Annotated in this window: 18 protein-coding genes; 17 read left to right on the forward strand and 1 reads right to left on the reverse strand. The window is 38.8% G+C overall.

Annotated features, from left to right (window positions below):
- Window positions 1-709, reverse strand: a 709-nt coding sequence (locus tag ACI6MV_RS15285; RefSeq protein WP_407271187.1) for a Gfo/Idh/MocA family protein, incomplete at its 3' end; no start/stop codon positions are given.
- A gap of 126 nt (window positions 710-835) precedes the next feature.
- Here ACI6MV_RS15285 and ACI6MV_RS15290 point away from each other — a divergent pair.
- The 17 genes from ACI6MV_RS15290 (at window position 836) to rhaD (ending at window position 25,024) form a co-directional block, all read left to right on the forward strand.
- Window positions 836-1,654: a helix-turn-helix domain-containing protein gene (locus ACI6MV_RS15290; RefSeq protein WP_407271188.1), complete on the forward strand. Its 819-nt coding sequence runs from the start codon at window positions 836-838 to the stop codon at window positions 1,652-1,654.
- Window positions 1,655-2,418: 764 nt separating this feature from the next.
- Window positions 2,419-3,570 carry a Gfo/Idh/MocA family protein gene (locus ACI6MV_RS15295; RefSeq protein ID WP_407271189.1) on the forward strand — a complete coding sequence of 384 codons (1,152 nt, stop codon included), beginning with the start codon at window positions 2,419-2,421 and terminating at the stop codon, window positions 3,568-3,570.
- 15 nt (window positions 3,571-3,585) lie between these two features.
- Complete coding sequence (locus ACI6MV_RS15300; protein ID WP_407271190.1) at window positions 3,586-4,755, forward strand: dihydrodipicolinate synthase family protein; 1,170 nt, start codon at window positions 3,586-3,588, stop codon at window positions 4,753-4,755.
- A gap of 11 nt (window positions 4,756-4,766) precedes the next feature.
- Window positions 4,767-5,588 (forward strand): sugar phosphate isomerase/epimerase family protein, encoded by an 822-nt coding sequence (locus ACI6MV_RS15305; protein ID WP_407271191.1) that lies wholly within the window; start codon window positions 4,767-4,769, stop codon window positions 5,586-5,588.
- Window positions 5,589-5,642: 54 nt separating this feature from the next.
- Window positions 5,643-6,749, forward strand: a complete 1,107-nt coding sequence (gene bglB / locus ACI6MV_RS15310; RefSeq protein ID WP_407271192.1) for a beta-galactosidase BglB — start codon at window positions 5,643-5,645, stop codon at window positions 6,747-6,749.
- 39 nt (window positions 6,750-6,788) lie between these two features.
- Complete coding sequence (locus ACI6MV_RS15315; RefSeq protein WP_407271193.1) at window positions 6,789-8,834, forward strand: beta-galactosidase; 2,046 nt, start codon at window positions 6,789-6,791, stop codon at window positions 8,832-8,834.
- Between the two features lie 72 nt (window positions 8,835-8,906).
- The gene (locus ACI6MV_RS15320) at window positions 8,907-10,388 is read left to right on the forward strand and encodes an alpha-N-arabinofuranosidase (RefSeq protein ID WP_407271194.1); all 1,482 of its coding nucleotides are present in this window, start codon (window positions 8,907-8,909) and stop codon (window positions 10,386-10,388) included.
- A 12-nt stretch (window positions 10,389-10,400) separates the two neighbouring features.
- Window positions 10,401-10,649: a DUF6171 family protein gene (locus ACI6MV_RS15325; protein ID WP_407271195.1), complete on the forward strand. Its 249-nt coding sequence runs from the start codon at window positions 10,401-10,403 to the stop codon at window positions 10,647-10,649.
- A 54-nt stretch (window positions 10,650-10,703) separates the two neighbouring features.
- Window positions 10,704-12,776: a glycosyl hydrolase 115 family protein gene (locus ACI6MV_RS15330; RefSeq protein ID WP_407271196.1), complete on the forward strand. Its 2,073-nt coding sequence runs from the start codon at window positions 10,704-10,706 to the stop codon at window positions 12,774-12,776.
- A gap of 26 nt (window positions 12,777-12,802) precedes the next feature.
- Window positions 12,803-13,912, forward strand: coding sequence for a rhamnogalacturonan acetylesterase (locus tag ACI6MV_RS15335; protein WP_407271197.1), 1,110 nt, complete (start codon window positions 12,803-12,805; stop codon window positions 13,910-13,912).
- Window positions 13,913-14,040: 128 nt separating this feature from the next.
- Window positions 14,041-14,817, forward strand: a complete 777-nt coding sequence (locus ACI6MV_RS15340; protein ID WP_407271198.1) for an alpha/beta hydrolase — start codon at window positions 14,041-14,043, stop codon at window positions 14,815-14,817.
- 762 nt (window positions 14,818-15,579) lie between these two features.
- Window positions 15,580-18,447, forward strand: coding sequence for a glycoside hydrolase family 30 protein (locus ACI6MV_RS15345; RefSeq protein ID WP_407271199.1), 2,868 nt, complete (start codon window positions 15,580-15,582; stop codon window positions 18,445-18,447).
- 90 nt (window positions 18,448-18,537) lie between these two features.
- Window positions 18,538-19,989 carry an LPXTG cell wall anchor domain-containing protein gene (locus tag ACI6MV_RS24945; RefSeq protein WP_483880219.1) on the forward strand — a complete coding sequence of 484 codons (1,452 nt, stop codon included), beginning with the start codon at window positions 18,538-18,540 and terminating at the stop codon, window positions 19,987-19,989.
- Window positions 19,990-20,177: 188 nt separating this feature from the next.
- Window positions 20,178-21,161: an AraC family transcriptional regulator gene (locus ACI6MV_RS15355; protein WP_407271200.1), complete on the forward strand. Its 984-nt coding sequence runs from the start codon at window positions 20,178-20,180 to the stop codon at window positions 21,159-21,161.
- A gap of 159 nt (window positions 21,162-21,320) precedes the next feature.
- Window positions 21,321-22,730, forward strand: coding sequence for a rhamnulokinase (rhaB, locus tag ACI6MV_RS15360; RefSeq protein WP_407271201.1), 1,410 nt, complete (start codon window positions 21,321-21,323; stop codon window positions 22,728-22,730).
- A gap of 20 nt (window positions 22,731-22,750) precedes the next feature.
- Window positions 22,751-24,022 (forward strand): L-rhamnose isomerase, encoded by a 1,272-nt coding sequence (gene rhaA / locus ACI6MV_RS15365; protein WP_407271202.1) that lies wholly within the window; start codon window positions 22,751-22,753, stop codon window positions 24,020-24,022.
- Between the two features lie 159 nt (window positions 24,023-24,181).
- Window positions 24,182-25,024 carry a rhamnulose-1-phosphate aldolase gene (gene rhaD / locus ACI6MV_RS15370; protein WP_407271203.1) on the forward strand — a complete coding sequence of 281 codons (843 nt, stop codon included), beginning with the start codon at window positions 24,182-24,184 and terminating at the stop codon, window positions 25,022-25,024.
- The last annotated feature ends 171 nt before the right edge of the window (window positions 25,025-25,195 follow it).

Consider the following 25,195-nt stretch of genomic DNA (forward strand, 5'->3'; position numbering starts at 1 on the left):
TTTTGATATGTAGTGCACACGTATCAAATGTTTCTATTGCATTCGTTTTATATAACTCTGCAGTTACATCAGTAATTTTCGCACTCGTATCTATCGTTTTCCCAAGTAAATAAAACAAATTATGTAAATAGTGAGCCGTTGCATTATTCGCGACACTATCTAAGATCATTTCACCCGAGGCACTGTATTTTTTACCTGCCCATGCTGAACGGTTAAAATAATCTTGATTTCGCGGCCACAATGTGATGCTTTTCATACGTAAAGGCTTTCCAAATATCCCGTTTAATATATCTTTTTTTAATGCTTGAATCGAATCTGTAAATGACCAATTGAATCCAATTGCTAAAAACTTTCCTGTTTGATCGCGTGTGCGCATCATTTTGTCTATATCGATCGGATTAGCTGTCATCGGTTTTTCGCAGAAGACGTTACTACCATGATTCAAACATAAACAAGCTTGATCAGCATGAAGGTGAATCGGTGTGCAGATAATAGCTAAGTCTGCTGATGTTTCCTTGTAAAAAGCATCTAAACTTTTAAATATAGGAATTTCACATTGCAGGATTTCTTTATAGTAACGCGAGCGCTCTGGATTGATATCGACTAGTCCGACTAAGTAACCGATTTCATTTTTGGGATTAAGCAATTCCTTTACATAGGTGTTACCGTATCCACTAATACCAATTAATACGATGGAAACTTTTTGCAAGGCTAACTCCTCCTCGTATATACCGTTACTATGGTAATATATGCAATATACCATAGTTCATGAAAAAATAAAGTGAATAACTAGACCATTTTATATATATTTCCGGTTAAAAAGGAAGGAATAGAAATGAGTAGAAGAATACTAGATTTAGATAATCATGGCATCAACTTATATGAAAGCAAACATGTCGATGGGGGAGTCGTTCAAGAGCACCACCATACTGTTCACCAACTGTTATATGCGCTTGAGGGAGAAGGGAAGATTAAGTTAAATGGAACCGATTATCCTTTTTTTCAGGACCATGTGGCCGTTATTACTCCATATACGACGCACTCGATTGTTTCTGATACAAAATTAACAGTATTAGTGTTGGCATTTGATGAATCGATTTTAGAAACTTCGGTACAAAAAGATTTATTACACCAATTTTTTGCCGGTACGAGATTTATACAACTAAACCCTTTTGACAGCAGCCATGTTAGACAACTACTAAGGAAAATGCTATATGAGCAAACACATGGTGATTCGATTAATTTTGTAGCAATGAAAATTTTCTTATCAGAGTTATTGCTCAAATTAGCTAGGTCGCAGAATCATTCGGAAGCATTTGATGCAAATCTGTTACGTGCGGAACGGTTACGAAAATATATTGATACCCATTATTATGAATTGATTAGTGCGGAGTCATTATCTGCTAAGTTAGGTTTGAGTACGCGCCATATGAACAATATCTATAAAGAGAGGTACCAAGTCACCCCAATTCAATATTTAACGGAAGTGCGTATCGGTCTGGCGAAAAAAATGCTGATTGAAACAAATAAAGATATCGTGTCGATTTGCTTTGAAGTTGGATTTGAATCGCTATCAACTTTTTACCGTACGTTCAAAAATTCCACCGATGTTGCACCGAATAAATATCGTAAAGCTTATAAAAGTGAGCAATAACTCGAATTAATTTTAATGCATGTTTCATTGGGGGATTATTTGAGAGTCTTACCGTATAGTGTTTTGCTTTATAAACTACATAGTTGAAAAGAACTCCGTCGTAGTTTGGCGAGTGCTTGACCCGCTCCGGAAATGCCCTTCGCTTTCCGCGGGGGGCTAGTGAGCCTCCTCGCGCCTTCGCGCGAGACCACTGAAAAAGTCTTTGTCTGTTAAAAATGAAGTTTTTTCAAAAACACTATCCCAAAATCTTGCTACTTTTCTATAGAAAAGTGGAGAAACCAGTTCGATTTACTTCTGATTTTTAGGCGGAAAGTGGGGATGGATTTTTTTGGTATTCACTCTTTTCAAAATTTATCGGACTTTTTCAGTGGCCTACCTTCGCGCTGCGGGGTCTCACTTACGCCGCTAGTCCCGCAGGAGTCGAAGGGCATTTCCTCCGCTGTTAACTGGATTGCACCTTACGTCGGGTGATTGGAGCTCCAGGCAGTCGACTCCTGCGGGAAAAGCGCGGGCTGAAGATCCACTCAGAAGCGCTCTTTGCTTCTGAGTTAGCTGAAGCCGTGCCCGCGGAAAGCGACTGCCTGGAGCGGAAATCACGAGCACTACGTTACGACGGAGTTTAGCTGTTTTGCGCAATTACAACCTTAAGAAAATGACCTGTATAAAAAATCATTTCCGATTTTAAGAAATCCGTTCTTAGATTAATAAGACGGATTTTTATTATGGCTTTAAACTATAAGAAAGGACTAGAAAGGGGAAAACAAATGGCACAACATAAATTAGGAATTATTATGAACGGTGTTACAGGTCGTATGGGTACGAATCAACATTTAATTCGTTCGATCGTCGCGATTAGAAAACAAGGAGGTGTCGCACTTCCGAGTGGTGATACAATTATGCCAGATCCTATTTTAGTAGGGCGTAATGAAAACAAATTGAAAGCGCTAGCAGTAAAGCATGATATTGATCGCTGGAGCACAGATTTGGATGAAGCGTTGGCAGATGATCAAAATGTGATCTATTTTGATTCGCAAACAACGGTTAGGCGTGCCGAATCTATTAAAAAAGCAATTAAGGCAGGAAAACATATTTATTGTGAAAAACCAACGGCGACTAGCTTAGCAGAGTCGTTGGAATTAGCAAAACTAGCAAAAAAAGCTGGTGTGAAAAATGGGGTTGTACAAGATAAGTTGTTTTTACCTGGACTGCTTAAACTAAAACGATTGATTGACTCTGGATATTTTGGAAGAATTTTATCAGTAAGAATGGAGTTTGGTTACTGGGTATTTGAGGGTGATTGGCAAGAGGCACAGCGTCCATCATGGAATTACCGTAAAGAAGACGGCGGTGGTATTATCGTTGATATGTTTGCGCATTGGCGTTATGTAATTGATAACTTATTCGGTGAAGTTCGCTCAGTTTCTTGCTTAGGTGCTACACACATTCCGGAAAGAATCGGTGAGAACGGAGAGAAGTATACGTGTACTGCAGATGATGCCGCATATGCAACGTTTCAGTTGAAGAATGATATCATCGTTCAAGCTAACTCGTCATGGGCAGTTCGGGTAAATCGCGATGATTTATTAACGATCCAAGTCGATGGCACAGAGGGAAGTGCAGTAGCTGGATTGCGTGATTGTAAAGCGCAGCACCGGGTTAATACACCAAAGCCCACGTGGAATCCTGATATCGAGAATCCATTTGATTTTGAAGCACAGTGGGAAGATGTACCAGGAAATCAACTGTTTGATAATGGCTTTAAAGTACAGTGGGAGTTATTTTTGAAACATGTGTACCAAGACGATCCGTTTCCTTGGGACTTATTAGAAGGGGCAAAAGGCACACAGTTATCAGAACTTGGACTTCAGTCATGGGAAGAGCGCCGTTGGCTGGATATTCCGGAATTAAAAAGGTAAAGGAGGACAGAAATCATGGTGAATAAGCTTACACTACCTGGTGAAAATCGTACACTTTACACGTATCAGCCTCGACAAATAGCCGCACAGTTTAAACTACCATCGGGGAAACCGTTTAAAAAAAGAATAGCCTATTCAGCAGTGCACGTTGTTTGTGACCCGCTTGCCAATACAGACCCTTTGTCAAATGGGCAAATTGATTGGGACGCAACAATGCAATACCGTCATTATTTATGGTCACTTGGACTATCTGTTGCCGAGGCAATGGATACATCTCAACGTGGCATGGGCTTAAATTGGGACCGAGCCAAAGAACTTATTAGCCGTTCAATAAAAGAAGCAAAATCAGTAGACGGTAACATTGCCAGCGGTGTAGGCACCGATCAACTAGCCCCCGGACCCACCGTTACTTTGGAAGACGTCGAAGCTGCTTATGAAGAGCAATGTGCTTTTGTTGAAGGAGAAGGCGGTAAGATGATTGTTATGGCAAGCCGAGCGTTAGCGGCATGTGCCAAAGGACCGGAAGACTACGAGCGTGTGTATCGAAAAATATTAGGCAATGTTTCACAACCAGTTATCTTACATTGGCTCGGTGACATGTTTGATCCAGCACTAAATGGTTATTGGGGACATGAGGATATTGACGATGCAATGGAAGTTTGTCTTGCCATTATTCGCGAGCATGAAGCGAATGTCGACGGTATTAAAATTTCATTGCTTGATGAAACGAAAGAAATCAAGATGCGTCGTGAATTACCTGATAGCGTGAAAATGTATACCGGAGATGATTTTAATTATCCATTACTTATTAAAGGGGATGAACAAGGATACAGTCATGCCTTATTAGGTATATTTGATGCGATTGCTCCGGCGGCAGCGGCTGCCTTACATGCTATGGATGAAGGTGATTTGACTACATATGACGCGCTATTGGAAAAAACAGTGCCATTATCTCGACACATTTTCCAAAAACCAACGTTCTCTTATAAGACTGGTGTCGTGTTTATGGCTTATTTGAATGGACATCAAGACCATTTTCGGATGATTGGTGGTTCGGAAAGTGCCAGATCGATTACACATTTAGCAGAGTTGTTTGTGATGGCTGATGAAGCGGGGCTTCTAAGAGATCCGGATCTTGCAACAGAAAGAATGAAGCTTGTTCTAATGCAAGCAGGTATCAGATAGGAGGGAAACGCATGGAAGAGCAACCAGCGTTGGAAAGACTCAGTTTAAATCAAATAACGACGGAACAATGGAATTTACGAGAAGCGGTTGTCGGTTGCGTGCGAGCAGAAATTCCTTGGATATCTCTATGGCGACACAAGATTCAAGAAATAGGTCTTGCCGAAAGTAAACGAATCATAAGAGATTCAGGTCTTAAAGTATCAAGCGTTTGCCGTGGCGGTATGTTTCCTGCTGCAACTGTAAAAGAAAGACAAGAGCGTTTAGATGATAACAAACGGGCGGTGGAGGAAGCGGCAGAACTTGGCACAGATACATTAGTGCTCGTATGTGGACCTGCACCAGACCGGGATATTACGACTGCAAGAAAATGGGTGGAAGAAGGAATAGAAAAGCTCGTACCATTTGCCAAATCTCATGGAGTAAAGCTAGGAATTGAACCGTTACACCCGATGTACGCTGCCGATCGATCCGTTATCACGACATTAGGGCAAGCAAATAAGATGGCGGAGAAATATGATCCATCCGAGGTAGGCGTCGTTATTGACGTATTTCATGTATGGTGGGACCCAGAATTATATCAGCAAATTCAACGTGCTCAGGGTAGAATCGTAGGTTTCCACGTATCGGATTGGATTGTTCCTGTTCCTGATATGTTTAAAGGACGAGGGATGATGGGTGATGGCGTCATTGAAATTCGAAGCATCAGGCAAGCGGTAGAAGCAGCGGGCTATACCGGACCAATCGAAGTGGAGATTATTAACCAATCCATCTGGGACCGCCCAGGAGATGATGTGCTACAAGAGATAAAAACTAGTTATGCTAATCATGTGTAATTACTGATTTTTAAGAATTAGACAAATCCCAAGGAGATTTTGGAGGTAAAAAGAATGATAAAGAATAATGTTAGTTCCTTAGAAAAACAAACAGTATTAAATTATATTGATTCTCTGATGGATAATTTATCACAGATCAAGGATAATTCAGGTGAATTTTTATTGAATTTTGATGGCTTAGTGGTAGATGATAAAAGTTGGCATGTCTGGAATTGGCCTCAAGGTGTTGGATTATATGGAATTTATAAGCTTTGGAAAATGACAGGAAATGAAAAAGCGTTAAAAAAGGTCAATGATTGGTTTGAAGCAAGGTTTGAAGAAGGAGTGCCGCCAAAAAACGTAAACACGATGGCACCTTTTCTTACTTTAGCTTATATGTATGAAGATACCAAAGATCAAACATATGTCCCGTACTTAGAAAAATGGGCAGAGTGGGTCATGCATGATATGCCGCGTACGAAAGAAAATGGCCTACAGCATATGACATATGGTCCGGAAAATAAAAACCAGCTATGGGATGACACGTTAATGATGACGGTTTTACCATTAGCAAAAATCGGCCAACTGTTAAATAAACCAGATTATATCGAGGAAGCCAAAAGGCAGTTTTTAATTCATGTGAAATACTTGTGTGATAAAAAGACGGGATTATGGTTCCACGGTTGGACATTTGAAGAAAACCATAATTATGCAGAAGCTTTATGGGCTCGAGGGAATTGTTGGATCACAATCGCAATTCCAGAAATTATTGAGATGTTGGATTTGCAAGAAGGAGATTTCTTTAGAGAATTCTTAATCGAAACGCTTAATAGACAAGTAGAATCACTAGCAAAATACCAGCATGAAAGTGGTTTGTGGCATACATTAATTGATGATTCTAGTTCATATTTAGAAGCATCTGCAACAGCTGGGTTTGCGTATGGCATGCTGAAATCTGTTCACAAGCGATACATTAGTAAGGATTATGAAGAGGTAGCTCATAAAGCAATTCATGGACTAGTAAAAGAGATTAATGAACAAGGAGCAGTCGAGAAAGTTTCCGTTGGGACTGGAATGGGAGACACACTGCAATTCTATAAAGATATTAAAACAACAACGATGCCATATGGACAGTCATTAACCATTCTTTGTCTAACAGAGTATCTACGCACGTATATTTAAATCTTTATTGCAGCGTCTCTATAGATAGGAGGTATTCATTTGACTAAAAATTATTACGGAGCAGCGCTATACCCTGAACTGTGGGATAGCGAGACAGTGGAGACTGACGTAAAGCATATGAAAGATTTGGGGATGAACCTAGCTCGAATTGGTGAGTTTGCTTGGTCGACGTTGGAACCTGAAATGGACAATTTTGATATGTCGATGCTAACAAATGCGATTGAACTTTTCCAGCGACATAGTATCGATGTTATTGTATGTACGCCTACACCAACACCGCCAATTTGGATGACGCATAACCATTCGGAACGGTTACATCATAGTGCTGACCTTATACCACAAAGCCATGGATCGCGGCAACACATTTGTACGAACAATCCATTTTTCCGGGAGCGAGCGGCTAAGATTGCCGAGCAAATTGCTTTGGCAGTAAAGGATTATTCAAATGTTATTGCGATACAATTGGATAATGAATTTAAGTGTCATGTTGGGCCGTGTTATTGTGCAGGGTGTAAACAATTGTGGCACAGATGGCTTGAGGAAAAGTATCAAACGATTGATCAGTTAAATAAAGCATGGGGCACAACGATTTGGAGTCAAACCTATTTAAATTTTGATCAAGTTCCGCAACCAGTACAAACGCCATTTTTGCACAATAGCTCGTTAGTAACCACTTATCAGACATTTTCAATGGAGAAGATTGCTTGTTTTGCTGGTGAGCAAGCCGATATCTTGAGAAAGTACACAGATATTCCGGTCACTCACAATACAGGGATGTTTTTTGATGTAGACAATGAGATTTTAGCAAATCACTTGGATTTTATTAGCTTTGATACGTATACGCCTGCGAGCAATTATGCGGGCTTTATGATGAACAATGATCGCTGGCGCTACATAAAGAACAGTACGTGCCGCTATATGCTTCTGGAAACGAGCACTTCCTATACAGGACATTTAGCGGACTACCCGAAAATACATCATACAGGATATGTACCAGCTGAGGCGTTTGCTACCTATGCTAACGGTGCTAGTGCATTTAGCTATTGGTTATTTCGTGGTCAACGGACTGGGTGTGAGCAGCCACATGGATCAGTGGTTAGCTCGTGGGGGGAACCGACGATAGGTTATTCGAGTGTGGTCGAGACTGGTAATCTTCTAAAACAAATTAATCCAATATTGCAAAGGTCGGAGCCGATTGAACCGAAAGTAGCTATTACTTATTCCGACCGTGCACGTTCTTTTTATGTGACGGAACCTGGAGAGGGTAATGACTACAAGACACTCGTCAATAACTTTTATCAACATTTATTGGACGTAGGTGTTGAACGAAAGTTGATTCCTGAAGGTCATGAACTTGATGGTTGTAATGTATTGTTCAGTCCATTTCTCCGTTATATTTCGGATGAATACCTTCTAAATGCAAAGGAATTCGTTGAGAAGGGTGGTGTCTGGGTCGTCGGTCCTATGGCAGGCGATCGCACAGCAGAGCACACTTGGCACACTACTGGCGGTCTTGGGGAAATAGGAGAATTAGCTGGTGTTAGCCAGATTATGCAATTTCCTGCAACCGACAGTGGTCACATTGGAGCAGCTTATGGTCATCAAGCAGAACTCGGCCTGTTAACAAACGTGTTTTCTCCAAATCAGGGAACGACTGTCAAAGGGCTTGTTACCGAAGGACAAGCGAAAGATCACGCATTTATTACTGAAAAACAACTAGGAAAAGGAAGAATCATTTTGTTAGGCTCTATGCCAGCTGGTGAGGAAGGAAATAAGATGCTACGCGCATTAATAAAAGATGCGACCACAGATGCAGATTTATCTTATAAATTGAATATTGGCCGTGGTATTGTCGTGATTCCTAGAAGGACTAAGGATGGACGAGTTCAGTTATGGATGGTCAACTTTACTAATGAAAATACTAGCTGGCAGGCTGATAAAAAGTATGTTGATCTTCTAACAGAAAAGCAGATTGAAATAGGAGAAAACTATCTCACGCCCTTTTCTTATGCTGTATTGGAAGAGGTAGAACTTAAGAGGAAGATTCCAATAGACCAACCAGCGCTAGTAGATGTCTTACTGTAATCTATTAAAAATTTTGTGATTTAGCGTTAATAAATTTTAGGAACTTTAGATGAATTAAAAGGAGGAACTTAAATGGAAAACAAAATCGTCATCAACACGGACATCAAAAAAGGAACGATTAATAAAAACATTTATGGTCATTTCGCAGAGCACTTAGGTCGGTGTATTTACGAAGGACTTTGGGTTGGAGAAGATTCATCGATTCCTAATACGAACGGCATTCGAAATGATGTGCTCGAAGCGCTTAGGCAAATAAACATTCCAGTCTTGCGTTGGCCAGGTGGATGCTTTGCTGATGAATACCACTGGAAAGATGGTATTGGTCCTCGTGAAGATCGTAAACGTATGATTAACACACACTGGGGAGGCGTTGTTGAGAACAACCACTTTGGTACCCATGAATTTATGATGTTGTGCGACATGCTGGGAGCAGATCCTTATATTTGCGGTAATGTTGGAAGTGGAACTGTTCAAGAAATGTCAGAATGGGTAGAGTACATGACATTCGATGGAGAGTCTCCAATGGCAAATTGGAGACAAGAGAACGGAAGAGAAAAACCGTGGCAACTAAAATATTTTGGTGTCGGTAATGAGAACTGGGGGTGTGGCGGTAGTATGCGAGCGGAATACTATGCAGATTTATATCGCCGTTACCAGACGTACGCGCGTAACTATGGAGATAACAAGCTTTATAAGATTGCCGGTGGGGCAAACTCCTTTGACTATAACTGGACGGAAGTATTAATGCGTGAAGCGGGACGAATGATGGATGGATTAAGCGTCCACTATTACACAATACCTGGTGAAAATTGGTCAGAAAAAGGATCCGCTACAAATTTTTCAGAAGATGAGTGGACAAAAACTATGCAGAAAACCTTACGCACCGAAGAACTAATTCAAAAGCATAGTACGATAATGGACAAATATGATCCAGACAAACGTGTCGGCTTAATTGTTGATGAATGGGGAACATGGTTTGACGTAGAGCCAGGCACAAACCCTGGATTTTTATATCAACAAAACACAATTCGTGATGCACTAGTTGCAGGTGTATCATTAAATATCTTTAATAACCATAGTGATCGGGTACAAATGGCAAATATTGCTCAAACCGTAAATGTACTACAAGCGATGGTACTTACTGAAGGCGAAAAAATGCTTGTAACACCAACATACCACGTATTCGATATGTATAAAGTGCACCAAGATGCTGCTTTACTCTCCATAGAAACAACGTTTCAAAAAGATGATATAAGTAACCTAAAAAATGTTAATGTGTCAGCATCTAAAAATGACAAAGATCAAACGAATGTGACTTTGTGTAATATGAAACACGATTCTGCAACAAATGTGTCTGTTGAATTACGCGGATTAACAAATGGTTCACCTAGCATTAAAGGAACGATTTTGACTAGTGAAAATAAAGGTGATCACAATACGTTTGATCATCCGGATACAGTAAAACCGGTGAATTTTGAAGATGTTAAAGTCGAAAATAATAGATTAACTGTCACACTTCCACCAATGTCTGTAGTGCTTTTAACTGTAGAGTAAAGGAGAGTGCTCATGAGCTGTAAAGGCTGTTCCACTTCAGTAATTGTTTCAACACAAGAAATCGAAAAGCTGGTAGAGGAGCAATTATTGTTAGAAGATGATCTCGTTACAGATGATCTTTTTAAAGAGCGTCTTGAGCATTGTAAACAGTGTCCATCATTGATGTACGATACAACGTGTGGGCACTGTGGATGCTTTGTTCAATTTAGAGCGAAACTGGCTTATAAAAGCTGTCCATATCCTGGTGGCGCAAAATGGTAGTCTCTTAATCAGTAAGTCAAAGTAGTACTTTTAAAAGACAAGGTGGTCTGATTCATGAGTAAACATACAATGATGAAACTTAAAGGTGAAGTAGCAGTTAGTTTGCCAGAACCCCTACCATCATCCGTAAAACATGCTTGGAAGATGTTTGCGAGGGATGCTGAAAAAGTATTGGACAATAGAGCAATTTTGTCCGGTACAGCAGAAGCAGATATTGTTCTAAGGTGGACAACAGTTAGTGATCAGTGCCCAACGTGGGATGAGGCATTTGCATATCGTTATAAAAAAGGCAGTGAGGGAACCAAGTTACATATTGTTGCCAACGATGAGTTAGGGTTGGTGTATGGATTACTGCATTTGAGTGAGCAATATTTAGGCGTTGATCCATTTTGGTTTTGGGCTGATGTGCCTGTAGAGAAGCAGGAGTCAGTCTGGTTGGAGGCTAAGGATTTTAATTCCAATCAACCAAAAAGCAAGTTTCGCGGTTGGTTTGTAAATGACGAAGTTTGCCTGCTGGGCTGGACGGAGCAATACCCGCCACCTAAAGAAGTTTGGTACCCTGTATTTGAAGCATTGTTAAGGTGTGGCGGGAACATGGTGATTCCTGGAACAGATTTGCCTAAAGATGGTATCCATATTCCGCTTGCTCATGAGATGGGATTGTGGGTAACACATCATCATGCCGAGCCACTTGGGGCTGAGATGTTTCTTCGTGCTTATCCTGGTCGACAAGCTAGTTATTTAAAACATCCTGAACTGTTTGAAAAGCTATGGATGGATGCCATTCAAAAGCAGAAAGATCAAAAAGTTTTGTGGGTCTTATCCTTCAGAGGACAAGGAGATGAACCATTTTGGGCGCATGATCCTCAATTTGACACCCCCGAAAAACGCGGTGAAATGATTAGTCACGTGATAAAGAAACAGTACGACATGATCCGTTCGGAAGTAAATAACGCGGTTTTTTGTACCGCTTTATATGGGGAAATAGCTGAATTATTTAAAGCAGGCCATATTATTGTGCCAGAGGATGTTATAAAGATATGGGCTGATAATGGCTATGGAAAAATGGTCTCAAGAAGACAAGGACTGGAAAATTACCGAATTTCTTCATTACCAGATGCAGCAGATGACGGGAAAAATGGGATTTACTATCATGTTACTTTTCATGACTTGCAAGCTTCTAATCATTTGACGATGCTCTCTGTACATCCGCAACTCATCCAAAAGGAATTACAAAAGATTGCAGATGTTGATGCGATGGATTATCTATTAATTAACTCCGGGAATATTCGACCACACTTATATTTTTTAGACATGCTTCGCGTATTTTGGCAAACGGGCACTGTTGACCATAGGACGGTACTAGAGGAATTTGTGAAGCGATTATATGGTACAAGTTCTGAAGATATTATTTCTTTATACTTAAATTATTTTGACCATGCAATAACATACGGACCTCATGAAGATGATAAAGCCGGAGATGAATTTTATCATCACCCAGCCAGACGCATCATCGGACATTGGCTTCAAGGGAAAGGCAATGCCACTGCCAAAAAAATGATATGGGCAACTGGTGACGTACCATTCAGTAAGCAAATTGTTTATTTTTGGAATCAATGTTCATCAGCAATTCGAGGCTGGGAAGGATGGATGGAAAAATATGATCAAGTAGCAACCAAATTATCTGATGCACAGGCATCTCGTCTTCAAGATCAATTACGGTTTCACGCAGAATTACATCTAAGCGGTTGTAAAGGAATGAAGAATTTGTGCGAAGCGTATTTTGAATTCCAACAAGATAAATTTCCACAAGCTTTTGTTAAGGCGTCTCAAAGTATCTGGGATTATCAAAAGGGTCTAGACGCAATGAAAGGGTCAGAGCATGGAAGATGGGAACACTTTTATCGAGCAGATTGGCTAACGAATGTTAAAAATACAATGTACAACTTGGACACTTTACGGCGGTTTATTCGCATGCAAGGAGATAACCCGGAATTTTTCTTGTGGTACAAGGAATATATTATGCCAGAGACGGAGAAATATATTTATTTAGAAAATACACACCGTAATCCATTATCAGACGATGAATTAGCAAGGATGCTGCAGGAAAAATTTAGAAAGTGCTAGTTTGCTTTTCACGAGGAGGGAAAGTGGTGACTGATAAGTACCTGTTTGATTTTGGGAGTGCAGAGGTGTTCCCAGGCTCTAAAAAAGTAACAGATAAAAGTATATATAACGCCAAATCTGGTTTTGGTTTTAAGAACTCAGAACGCATGTATATGTTAGACAGAGGCGTTCCGAAACCGTTATTAAGGGATTTTTGTATTCCATTGGATAATACATTTTTAGTAGATGTGCCTAATGGAGTATATACCATCACAGTGTTGCTGGGTGATGCATTAACAGAAACACATACAACAATAAAATACAATGATAACAAAGTATTGATACAAGGAGTCAAAACTCCTGCATTTCAGTTTGTGAAAGAGAGTTTTACAGTTAATGTAAATGATGGGCAGATTAGATTGACCTTTACAGGTGGCGCTCCCCGAATCAATGCACTGGAGGTTGTTCCGGCGATGGATGCTGTTACTATTTTTCTAGCAGGCGATTCTACTGTTACCGATCAATCAATAGAGGGATATCCATTATCAGGTTGGGGACAAAGTCTTCCGCAATATATTAAGGCGGATGCAGTTGTTAGTAATCATGCTGTTTCCGGAAGAAGTACCAAAAGTTTTATAGATGAAGGTCGGCTCGATGCAATCTTAGATCAAATGAAGAAGGGGGATCTATTGTTCATTCAATTTGGACACAATGATCAAAAGCCTGACAAAGCACGTTTCACGGAGCCTTTCTCATCTTATAAAGAGAACTTAAAAAAATATATAGACGGAGCAAAAGAAAGGCAAGCTATCCCGATACTTATTACACCAGTCCACCGCAGAAATTTTGACGAGAATGGGGAGATTATTGATACCCACGGTGATTATATTTTAGCTATGAAGGAACTTGCAAGCGAAGAAAATGTAATATTCGTTGATCTCGCGGCAAAAAGCAAAGCACTTTTTGAAAAGCTTGGCCCAAAAGATTCAAAAGCGATTTTTATGTGGGGAGTACCAGGAGAGTTTTTAAATTTCTCCAAGGGTATTCAAGATAATACGCATTTTCAAGAGTATGGTGCGAATCTCATTGCTGAATTAGTTGTAGAAGGATTAAGGGAGTTGGGGCTTCATTCTTTGAATTTGTATTTGAAATCTTAGTTTGATGTGGAAATTTCGATGCTTATACAACGCTAAGAAATTGAAAATATTGTAGGCATTGATACAGATAGATACAAGTTTTATGTTTAATACCAATGATGTTATTTAGTGCTAATGGAGGTAACCAGATGTTAATTTCACTATATGATCAAAATAAACAATTAAAATCAGTTGATGAAGATAATCCAACGATAAAACCATATTTGTTAGAAGGAAACGATCCATTTCCAGTAATCATTGTCTGCCCAGGTGGCGGATATACGAGACGTGCCGATCATGAAGGTGAGCCAGTGGCAAAGTGGTTGAATGAGATTGGGATTTCAGCAGTTGTCTTAAATTACCGAGTTGCTCCTTACCAATATCCTGCTTCGTTAAAGGATGCACAACGGGCGATCCGTATGGTTAGAAATTATGCTGATGAGTGGAATATCGATCCTGAGCGTGTAGGGATATTAGGATTTTCTGCAGGAGGACATTTGGCTGCAACCGCATCTGTTCATTCTCCTGTAGAAAACATGGATGATCACGTTGATCAGCATAGCTGTAAACCTGATTTAACTGTGCTGTGTTATCCGGTCGTTACAATGGGTCACTATACGCATGAAGGAAGTAAGCACAATTTGTTAGGACAACAGCCTGAATCATCATTAATTGAACAACTTTCCATTGAAAAACAGGTAACTCCAACTACCCCTCCAACCTTTATCTGGCATACAGCAGATGACGCTGGGGTACCAGTCGAAAATAGCTTACAGTTGGCTATTGCATTAAGTGAAAATAGGGTTCCGCATGCACTACACATCTTTGAGAGTGGCGTACACGGATTAGGCCTTGCGGAAGATAGTCTAGAAGTAAAGCGGTGGACAGCACTTTGTGAAACGTGGTTAAGGAGAAGGGGATTTTAATTAGGGTTAAAAATCGGAATTGTATCTAATATTTAGGGATCCTCTAGTAAAAAATAAAGGAAGTGGGAACTATTTGAAAAATTCTCACTTCCTTTATTCATGTTAGAAAAAAATTTGTGCACAGTTTAGTCGTGCTTGATGATGTATATTTAGTATTAATTAGCCTTGTAGTAATGCAATCAGGTTTTTTAGTTCTATGTATTACATGAGAAAAACTCACTTTATAAAAGAAGTAAAAGAATAACATAATGATGTCAAAAAAATTGCATAAAGAAAGATAGTTCGTATGAAATAATGAAAACGCTAACATACATTATCAGTTATTTCAGATAATATTAAATAATATTGCAAAAAGGGGGTTCGATCTATAGAATGTTCCCGAATTACTTTATTAAACTCTTGAATGGAAAGGAGGATTGATAACGATAAATGATAAGAATAATCTGAGTTTACTTCGTGTTAATTATTAGAGGTTGTTCAAAAAGTCCCAATTAATCACAACGATTACTCAAGTAGCCTATCGACGTCGAATATTGGATTCAACCGAAAAATCGTGTCCACACGTAGGTTCTGTCTACGCTCCGGTCCTCTTTTTCTAGCTTCATCCAATCTTCTCGGTGCTAAAAAACGGAACTTTTTGAACACGCACTATTGGGAGTAAATATTTATTCCTAAACTAAAATCTGCTAAATAAAATTCTTCCAAGAATCTACATTAACAATGTCAAATTTGGTTGTGCATGGAGAGGAATGATTAATAGATATGATAAAAGGAATTAACAATTTCACAAAAACGATTGGGTTTATAGCTATCTTTATAACGGTAATGGGTACATTTGTATTTCTAGCAACATATGAATCTAATGCAGAAGATATCACAAAATCTATTACCATTGATGGTAATGATGTCGATGAATTTAACAGATTTAAAGGTTTTGGAGCGGTATCTGCTAATAACACATCTCGGTTATTGGTGGATTACAAAGAAGAGCACCCGGAAAAATATTGGGAAATTATGAATCAGTTATTTAATAAGAATACAGGGGCAGGTCTAACTCATGTAAAAGTAGAATTAGGAGGAGATGTTAACTCATCTTCAGGAACAGAACCTGCAACAATGCGTTATGCAGATGAAGCTGCTAATGTGCTTAGAGGTGCAGGGTTCGAGTTTGCTGCGGATGCCAAATCTATCAATCCTGATATTACTACTGAAATACTTCGTTGGGGTGAGCCACGCTTTTCATGGAATGGGGTTGCAAACGGTGATTATGAGAACCGTTACCAATGGTATAAACAAACCATTGACGCAGTTTATGATGAATATGGTTTTAAATTAGATTATGTTGGAATCTCTCAAAATGAAAGAGCAATAAATGGTAATCATAAAGTAGAAGTTGATTGGCTTAAATATTTCACAACAGAAATTAAAAATGAGCCAAATTATGCGACTGACTACGAACATATAAAACTTGTAGCAGCCGATGGCTATCGCGATACACAATCTATCAGTCGCGTTTTACTAGATAACCCTGATTTAATTGATGAAATTGATGTAATTAGTGCTCATTATGATTTAAATGGTTCACCAGAGCTTACACAATTACAAAACAAGTTGAAGGATGAAGGAAAACAAACAAAAGAAGTTTGGGTATCAGAGGGTGTTGCACCAATGATCAATGCCAGGTACCGTGAAAATATGCAACCTTATTATAATGGTCTTGGGGGAACAGTTGGGGTTGTTGATGTAATTTCTAGAATTATCTCTGTCTATTCTTGGACCGGAGAGACCCAAAATCCTCTGCATGCAGTATCATTTGATTTCCAACCATCTGTAGCAGCCTTTTATCAAGGTGCACAATATAATCCGAAACACTTAATTAGCGCTTTTGATCCATGGTCTGGCTTTTATGAGAAAGATGCTGGTATACAAGGTGTTCGTCATGTGATGAACTTTGTAGGATATGATGACCACACTACACCTGAAAATGAACGATGGTTGTACGTAAAAGGTGCGACATTTAGTGATGGTTCTGAAGGAGATGGTGGTGTTCAGGCTGACACGAGTACACATAATTATATGACTCTAAAAGATCCTGAAACAAGTGACTATACAACAGTTTTCACAAATAATACTAACGATACACGTAAATATACGATTAACACAGAAAATTTAGATGGAAAAGAAAATGCAAAGGTTTATGTCTGGGAAACACGAGGAGCAGACGAAGGACAGGCTTATGACGCAAATTGGTTTAAGAATGTCAACGTGATTACACCGGAAAATGGAGAGTATGAAGTTCAAGTAGAACCTTATTCAATCGTAACTATTTCCACATTAGACAAACAATCTGAGGTGGAAGGATTTGAGTATGAGTCTGATCCAATAGACTTATCAGAAGATACGATTATGTCATTACCTTATACAGATGATTTTGAATACGATGAATACTCAGTAGATGACAATGGTAGAGACTATGTTGCTCGTCGTGGTGGTACTCCACGTTATACAACAGATCAGATCGGTGCTTTTGAAGTAGTTACTGAAGCAACGAAACAAGTAGAAAATGGGAGTTCAGAACGCACTAAGCTTAACATTCCCGATCAAGCAGCACATGGGAATATGTTACAACAAAAAATGACTCCAGATATCATTGGAGCAGAATGGTCAGTATGGGGCGGAAGTGATGGATCTGCAACTAATGTTAATCCAAACACTATTCTTGGTGATTTCCGTTGGGTCAATTATAAAGTCTCTTATGACTTTTTATTAGATACCCATACATCGGAAGTATCTGGCAGAAGTAATTACGCTTTAATTGGAGTACGTCAAGTGAAAGCTGGATCATCTGATTCTGCTGCACCTTACAATGCACGTGTTTATGTGGATGGAAGCTATGAAATTCTGAAATTTGACAGTGTTGTAGCTCAAGGAACAGTAAATGATTTTGAAAACACAGCTTGGCACAATTTAGCCTTTGAAGCCAAAGAAAATGTATTTACACTTTATCTTGATGGAGAAGTGATCGATACGTACACTGATGATGCATCAGCTGTAATGGCTGGAAGAGTGGCACTAGGCTCTGGTTATTATGAAACACTCATTGACAACCTAAGTATAGAGCCAATCGAAGGATACAGCTATCAATCTGTTAAATATGATAATGCACAAGGAAAGGTCTATGATACAGAAGATGAAGCCCTAAATAACGCTGACATTTGGAATCCGATCGGATATGTTGGAGATTGGGATTTCATCCAAGCAGGATATGGACATTATAACCGTACGCAAATGACAACGAGCTCAGATTATCCTGTTTGGAACGGAATAACCGTCGAGCATACTGACACTACAACAGAACAAGGTACTTTGAACAAAGTATTTTATTCCGGCAGTTGGGGATCGAACAGCGGTAATGCATGGGGAAATGATGGGGATTCCTTTGAAATCACGTTTAAAGGAAATGAAATCAGACTATTTGGAGAGGCGAACTCAGGTAATGGAACAGCAGATGTTTATTTAGATGGTGAACTAGTTGGAGAAGCAAATTATTTAAATAATAGTTCTGTTGTAAAAATGGTATTTTCAGCCGATAATCTTGAAGAAAAAGAGCATACGCTGAAAGTAGTATGAAAAGAGAGTTGGACTAGCTTTGTAAGAGCAGAAATAGAAACAGAAGATGAAATAGATCTTACTGCAGTTACAGAATTAGCGCCTGGTGACATGGTGAAAATTGCTGATGATTCCGGTGTAGGAACTGAAGAGAATATAGTTTATGGGTATAGGGAAAATGGTAATACTTGGGGTTCAAATAGCAATAATGCTTGGGCACATTTTGATGACAACCCATATATCTTAGTGAATTTTACAGGTACAGGTATAGATTACCTTGTTGGGGCTGGAAATGAAACAAAATATCAATTTGAACTTGATGGTGAAGTTGTAGGTAACATTGGGTCAGAAAATGGAAGCGTCAGATATTCGGTCAGAGATCTTGAGGAAAAACCTCATACGTTAAAGGTTTCGTTGGGAGACAATACAGTACAAGAAGATTATATGGATTACCGTGGTGTTAATATTTACAGTACTCCTAATCAAAGTAACAATAGTATTATCTTTGATTTTAAAGGAACAGGCTTCAATTTATTTGGTGCAACACCAGATGCGCTACTTGACGTCTATATTGATGATCAATTAATTGATGATGACTATAGAGTTTATTCTAAAGGAGACAGACAAACAACATACAGTATTAGAGGATTAGAGGATACCGATCATACTGCTAAAGTTGTTGTTAAGGGTGGTACTTTCACTTTCGATGGTATGGATATAATTATTGGTACAAACCCAGATGATGACGAAACGCCAGGAGACGGAGACGAAACGCCAGGAGACGGAGATGAAACGCCGGGGGATGGAGACGAAACCCCAGGAGACGGAGATGAGACACCAGGAGACGGAGATGAGACACCAGGAGATGGGGATGAAACGCCGGGAGATGGAGATGAGACACCAGGAGATGGAGATGAAATGCCGGGAGATGGAGATGAGACACCAGGAGATGGAGATGAAACGCCAGGAGACGGAGATGAAGCTCCGGGAGACGATCATGACCTTAAATTAGGAATAGGACAAGAAGCTAAATTAGTCGAAGCAGGTAAAACCTATTCAATCGATGGGACAAATGCTAAGGTAACAATGCCTTCCGATTTACCAGCTGGAACAAAGCTGATAGTAAATGAAAAAGATGTAAATCAAACGAATCATGATGGCCTAACTCCATCTGGAGATCTACTAACGTTTACGTTTGACCTTGTAGATGGATCAACTGTACCTAGCGAGGGATATACATTAACATTGAGCTATGATGAAGGTGTAGATGCTGAGAAAGTTGCTATCTACTACTACAATGAAGCGGAAGATAAGTGGGAGTATCGTGGCGGTGATGTAGATGAAGCTAATCATATAATCACATTGAAAGTACCACACTTCTCATCTTACGGTGTCTTTGTAGAAGCAGATACAACTTCTGAAGATCCAGCAGAAGATGAAGAGGAGGACGAACTTCCAGATACTTTCTCGAATCTGTATAACTATTTGTTAATTGGTTTCCTATTATTAATTGCTGGTGCGGGAATGGTTATTTGGAATAGAAAAAGAAATTCACGCGCTTAAATAGAGCAATACCTATTAATTAAAACTATTAAGGAATATAGTCCTAGTGCATTTCACTGGGACTATATTTTTTATCTACTGCACCAATTAACAAAAGTTCTAAGAAGCGTTATTATTAGTATATAAACGAATAGGCTTGTCTCTGAATTATACAAAAGAGCCAAGTGTTAACGAAAGGATGAAACTGCTTGTCATCAGATGTCCTTCAACAATTAATCCAAGAAACGGAAGAAGAAAGAGCAATTTTACAGCAAAGTAATAAAGTGAGAAAAGACTTATATACGAATAAAACGGATTTTGTTATTCAAAGTGAGAAATTGTTGGATCCGGAGCAATTGATTATGGTTAGGAAACACACGAGATTTGTAGATTTTCCAAAGCATAAGCATGATTATATTGAAATCAATTATGTGTACAGCGGTAAATTAGAACAAACAGTTGGCGATCAACAGATTGTTTTGCAACAAGGTGAGCTATTGCTTTTAAATCAATTTATCGAACATGAAATAAAAGCATGTGAGCGCGAAGACATCATCATTAATTTTATTATTCGACCACGTTTTTTTGAATACATTTTTACTTATCTGTCTGCGGATAATGTGGAAAACAATATTAATGACTTTTTAATCAACAGTTTGTTTGAGCATACACAAAATGGGCAATTTTTATATTTTGCCGTATCAGAAGTTGATTCTATTCAAGAGCTTATCCATAAAATCATTCTTGAAATTATGGAGCCATCACTTCTGTCACAGTCAACGATCAAGTTTTATATGGGACTGTTACTAGTCGAGCTAATCAAGCATGCAGATAAAATGATCAAGCAAAATGAAGGGTCACTCGAGCAACAAGTGATTGTGAAGGCATTAAAGTATATTGACGAGAATTACCAGAATGCATCCTTAACTGAGTTAGCTGTTCAGCTTAATCAACCACACTATCGTATAAGCAAAAATATAAAAAAAATTACCAATAGAACATTTAAGGATCTATTACAAGATAAACGATTAAGTGAAGCGAAGGAGCTACTTAAAAATAAAGAACTGCCGATCAGTTCTATTATTGAGCAGGTAGGCTATGATAATATTAGTTACTTTTATCGAATTTTCAAAAGCAAATACAACTTAACTCCGAAGCAATATCGGGAACGGTTCAACAATACATTTCATTAATGTACAGTGATTGTTATAATCTGCTGTACATTTTTTGTGGTCGCACATATTAAAGAGATTGCAAATAAGGACAATAAAAAAATGAATCGCGTTATATATTATTGTTTATAAATCCTTTATTATAAATGTATTAAACGCTTTCATTAAAAGGGTGATAATATGTACAAATGTAGCATAGCTGTCGATATTGGCGCGTCAAGCGGTAGACTGATTGCAGGGTATGTAAAGGATAACCAGTTGAAGCTAGATGAGATTTATCGTTTTGATAATAAGATGATTAAAAAAGGTGATCACTTCTGCTGGGATATTGAGGGGTTATTTTCTGAAATCAAACAAGGGATGAAACAATGTGTTGCACATGATTTAGACCCACAGAGTATCGGAATAGACACATGGGCAGTTGATTTTGTGTTGCTCGATGAAAATGACGAGTTGTTAACGGATGCGGTTGCTTACCGAGATCCTAGAACTGACGGTATGATGGAAGAAGTATTTAGGATTATTAGCAAAGAAAGATTGTATTTAGAAACAGGTATACAGTTTCAGAAGTTTAATACAATCTATCAACTATATTATTTAAAAAAGAACTATCCTGACATATTAGAAAAAGCAACGTCTTTTCTTATGATTCCTGATTATTTAAACTTTCTATTAACCGGCGTTAAAGCGAATGAATATACAAATGCTACATCAACGCAGTTGGTAAATGCATTTACGAAAAAGTGGGACGATGATTTATTAGATCAATTAGGGATAAACAAAGAGATGTTCCAGGAAATAAAACCACCAAAAACAAAGCTCGGAAATTTACGTAAGGAACTAGTTGAAGAAATTGGCCTTGATATAGACGTATTGTTACCTGCTACACATGATACGGCTTCCGCGGTTATCGCTGTTCCAGAAGTAAATGATACGATTTATATAAGCTCTGGCACGTGGTCGTTAATCGGTGTCGAGAATCGTTTTCCGATATGTGTTACGAAAGCATTGGACTATAATTTTACGAATGAAGGTGGAATCGATTATCGTTTTCGTTTCTTAAAAAACATTATGGGGCTGTGGATGATCCAAGAAGTGAAACGTCTTTACGATGATCAATACAGCTTTGCGGAGCTAGTGGAATTGGCAAATGCCGCAACAAAATTCCAATCCACGGTTAATGTGGATGATGATCGTTTCCTTAATCCTCAAAACATGATTGAGGAAATTCAGAACTATTGTCTTGAAACACGTCAACCTGCACCTCGTACACCAGGTGAAGTGGCAAAATGTGTGTTTGACAGTTTAGCAATTAGCTATCAAAAGGCAATTAGTCAAATTGAAGAAATCTATGAAAAAGAATTCCCGACAGTAAATGTAATTGGCGGTGGGTGCCAGAACGAGATGTTAAACCAATTAATTGCAAATACAACGCATAAAGAGGTGCTTGCTGGTCCAATCGAAGCAACGGCGATCGGTAATATCGTTTCTCAGTTGATTAGCTTAGGACGGGTTGAAGGAATTAATGAAGCGAGAAACCTTATTAAGGAATCTTTTGAAATGAAAAAGTATAAAGCAATAACAGTCTAACAATATTAGGAGGAATCTGAATGTCTATTAAAGAAAACTATGAAAAAGCTAAAAAAGACTATGAAAAATGGGGTGTTGACGTTGAGGCAGCACTGGAAAAGTTAAAGCAAGTACCGATTTCTATCCACTGTTGGCAAGGTGATGACGTAAGCGGTTTTGAAACGAATCAGCAGGAGTTATCTGGTGGAATCGATGTTACGGGTAACTATCCTGGTAAAGCAACAACACCTGAAGAGTTAAGAAGTGATTTAGAAAAAGCACTTTCCCTTATCCCAGGCAAACACCGCGTTAATTTACACGCAATCTATGGTGAAACACATGGAGAAGTAGTTGAAAGAGATGAGCTAGAGCCAAAACATTTTGAGAATTGGGTAGCTTGGGCGAAAGAAAATCAGTTAGGACTTGATTTTAATCCAACACTTTTCTCTCATCCGAAAGCAGATGATGGCTTAACTTTAGCTCATCCTGACAAAGAAGTTAGAGACTTTTGGATAAGACATTGTATTGCTAGCAGAAAGATTGCAGCGTATTTTGGTAAAGAATTAGGTACTCCTGCCTTAACAAATATTTGGATTCCCGATGGCTACAAAGACATTCCAAGTGACCGCCTGACACCAAGAAAGCGATTAAAGGATTCTTTGGATGAAATTTTTAAAGAAGACATTGATGAAAAATACAATGTTGATGCTGTTGAAAGTAAGCTATTCGGAATTGGTTCAGAAGCTTACGTAGTTGGATCACATGAATTTTATATGGGTTATGCTTGGAAAAACAATAAGCTATGCTTACTTGATACAGGGCATTATCACCCAACTGAAGTTGTCTCAAATAAAATTTCGGCAATGCTGTTATATAGTGATAAATTGGCGTTACACGTATCACGTCCTGTGAGATGGGACAGTGACCATGTTGTTATTCTCGATGACGAATTACGTGAGATCGGCTTGGAGATCGTTCGTAATGATGCTTTGGACAGAGTGATGATTGGACTGGATTTCTTTGATGCAAGTATTAACCGCGTTGCAGCCTGGACAATCGGAACACGCAACATGATCAAATCATTACTTTATGCTTTGCTTACTCCAAATGAACACTTAAAGCAATTGCAAGAGGACGGTAATTTTACCGATCGTCTAGCATTAATGGAAGAATTTAAAACATATCCATTTGGTGCGATTTGGGATTACTATTGCGATCAAATGGGTGTGCCGGTAAAAGAAGCATGGTTAGATGAAGTGAAAAGTTATGAGGAAGCTGTATTATCAAAAAGACAAACAAAAAAAGAAGCCTAAGAGGCTTCTTTTTTTGTTTAAACCAACCTATTCTGTCACGAATCGTACACAAACAAAAATAAACAGTATAATTATTGTTTGTTTGTATTGTTTTATTTTTGTTTTTGATTTAAAATAAGAGTATGAAATAAAACATTAACTGTGAGAGGAAGATTTGTTATGAAAACGATCCAAGAAATCGAAACTGATCTTTTTCTATTAGATGCTCCGTTCGTGAAGGAAATGATGGAAATAACATATAACATGTGGAAATTTAACTGGGATGAAAGAAATGGAGGAAATATTAGTTATTTGCTTCATGAAGAGGAAATAAGACGTTATTTACGCAACGACCATGTATTAAGGACAATTCCACTTGATTTTCCTGTTAAAGAGCTTGCCGGTAAATACTTTATTGTAACAGGATCAGGTAAATATTTTAAAAATGTAAAAGCGAGTCCAGCAGAATGCTTAGGAATTATTAAAGTATCAGAAAGTGGACAGAGTGTTGATTTGTTATGGGGGCTTTCTGGAGATGGAAAACCGACGAGTGAACTATCTGCTCATTTTAGAAGCCATATCACTCGATTAGCGGAAGACCCGAATCATCGTGTTATTATGCACACCCATGCTACCAATATTATTGCTATGACATTTACACACGATTTAAATGAGAAAAGCTTTTCAAAAACATTGTGGAAAATGTGTACCGAATGTATCGTTGTTTTTCCAGAAGGAGTCGGTATCCTACCATGGATGGTACCAGGAACTGATTTAATTGGCGAAGCAACGGCGGACAAAATGAGAGACACACGTCTTGTAATCTGGCCACACCACGGTATCCTTGGTGCTGGCGCATCGATTGATGACGCTTTTGGGCTTATTGAAACGGCCGAAAAAGCTGCACAGGTTTATATGCTCGTTAGTGCTCACCAAAGCGGAGTGAAACAATCAATTACGGATGATGAGCTTGTAGAGCTTGCACAGGCATTCGGAGTGAAGCCTAATTCAAAGTTTATTTAATAGTATGTTAAAGGAGTGGATCATCTGTATCTACTCCTTTTGTGTTTTATAAAAGGCTCTTTTATTTACACGTCATAGATGAAGTGAAATGCGTCGTAACGTAATGCTCGTGATTTCCGCTCCGGGCAGTCGCTTTCCGCGGGCACGGCTTCAGCTAACTCAGAAGCAAAT

The organism is Radiobacillus sp. PE A8.2 (assembly GCF_045635475.1).
Classification (GTDB): Bacteria; Bacillota; Bacilli; order Bacillales; family Amphibacillaceae; genus JBJGXI01.

Bases quoted from the DNA above. Each gene is read 5' to 3' on its own strand.
- ACI6MV_RS15305 (WP_407271191.1), top strand. From the start codon at position 4,767: ATGGAAGAGCAACCAGCGTTGGAAAGACTCAGTTTAAATCAAATAACG.
- ACI6MV_RS15325 (WP_407271195.1), top strand. From the start codon at position 10,401: ATGAGCTGTAAAGGCTGTTCCACTTCAGTAATTGTTTCAACACAAGAA.
- rhaD (WP_407271203.1), top strand. From the start codon at position 24,182: ATGAAAACGATCCAAGAAATCGAAACTGATCTTTTTCTATTAGATGCT.
- ACI6MV_RS15295 (WP_407271189.1), top strand. From the start codon at position 2,419: ATGGCACAACATAAATTAGGAATTATTATGAACGGTGTTACAGGTCGT.
- ACI6MV_RS24945 (WP_483880219.1), top strand. From the start codon at position 18,538: ATGGTGAAAATTGCTGATGATTCCGGTGTAGGAACTGAAGAGAATATA.
- ACI6MV_RS15290 (WP_407271188.1), top strand. From the start codon at position 836: ATGAGTAGAAGAATACTAGATTTAGATAATCATGGCATCAACTTATAT.
- ACI6MV_RS15320 (WP_407271194.1), top strand. From the start codon at position 8,907: ATGGAAAACAAAATCGTCATCAACACGGACATCAAAAAAGGAACGATT.
- rhaB (WP_407271201.1), top strand. From the start codon at position 21,321: ATGTACAAATGTAGCATAGCTGTCGATATTGGCGCGTCAAGCGGTAGA.
- ACI6MV_RS15345 (WP_407271199.1), top strand. From the start codon at position 15,580: ATGATAAAAGGAATTAACAATTTCACAAAAACGATTGGGTTTATAGCT.
- ACI6MV_RS15340 (WP_407271198.1), top strand. From the start codon at position 14,041: ATGTTAATTTCACTATATGATCAAAATAAACAATTAAAATCAGTTGAT.
- rhaA (WP_407271202.1), top strand. From the start codon at position 22,751: ATGTCTATTAAAGAAAACTATGAAAAAGCTAAAAAAGACTATGAAAAA.
- ACI6MV_RS15330 (WP_407271196.1), top strand. From the start codon at position 10,704: ATGAGTAAACATACAATGATGAAACTTAAAGGTGAAGTAGCAGTTAGT.
- bglB (WP_407271192.1), top strand. From the start codon at position 5,643: ATGATAAAGAATAATGTTAGTTCCTTAGAAAAACAAACAGTATTAAAT.
- ACI6MV_RS15300 (WP_407271190.1), top strand. From the start codon at position 3,586: ATGGTGAATAAGCTTACACTACCTGGTGAAAATCGTACACTTTACACG.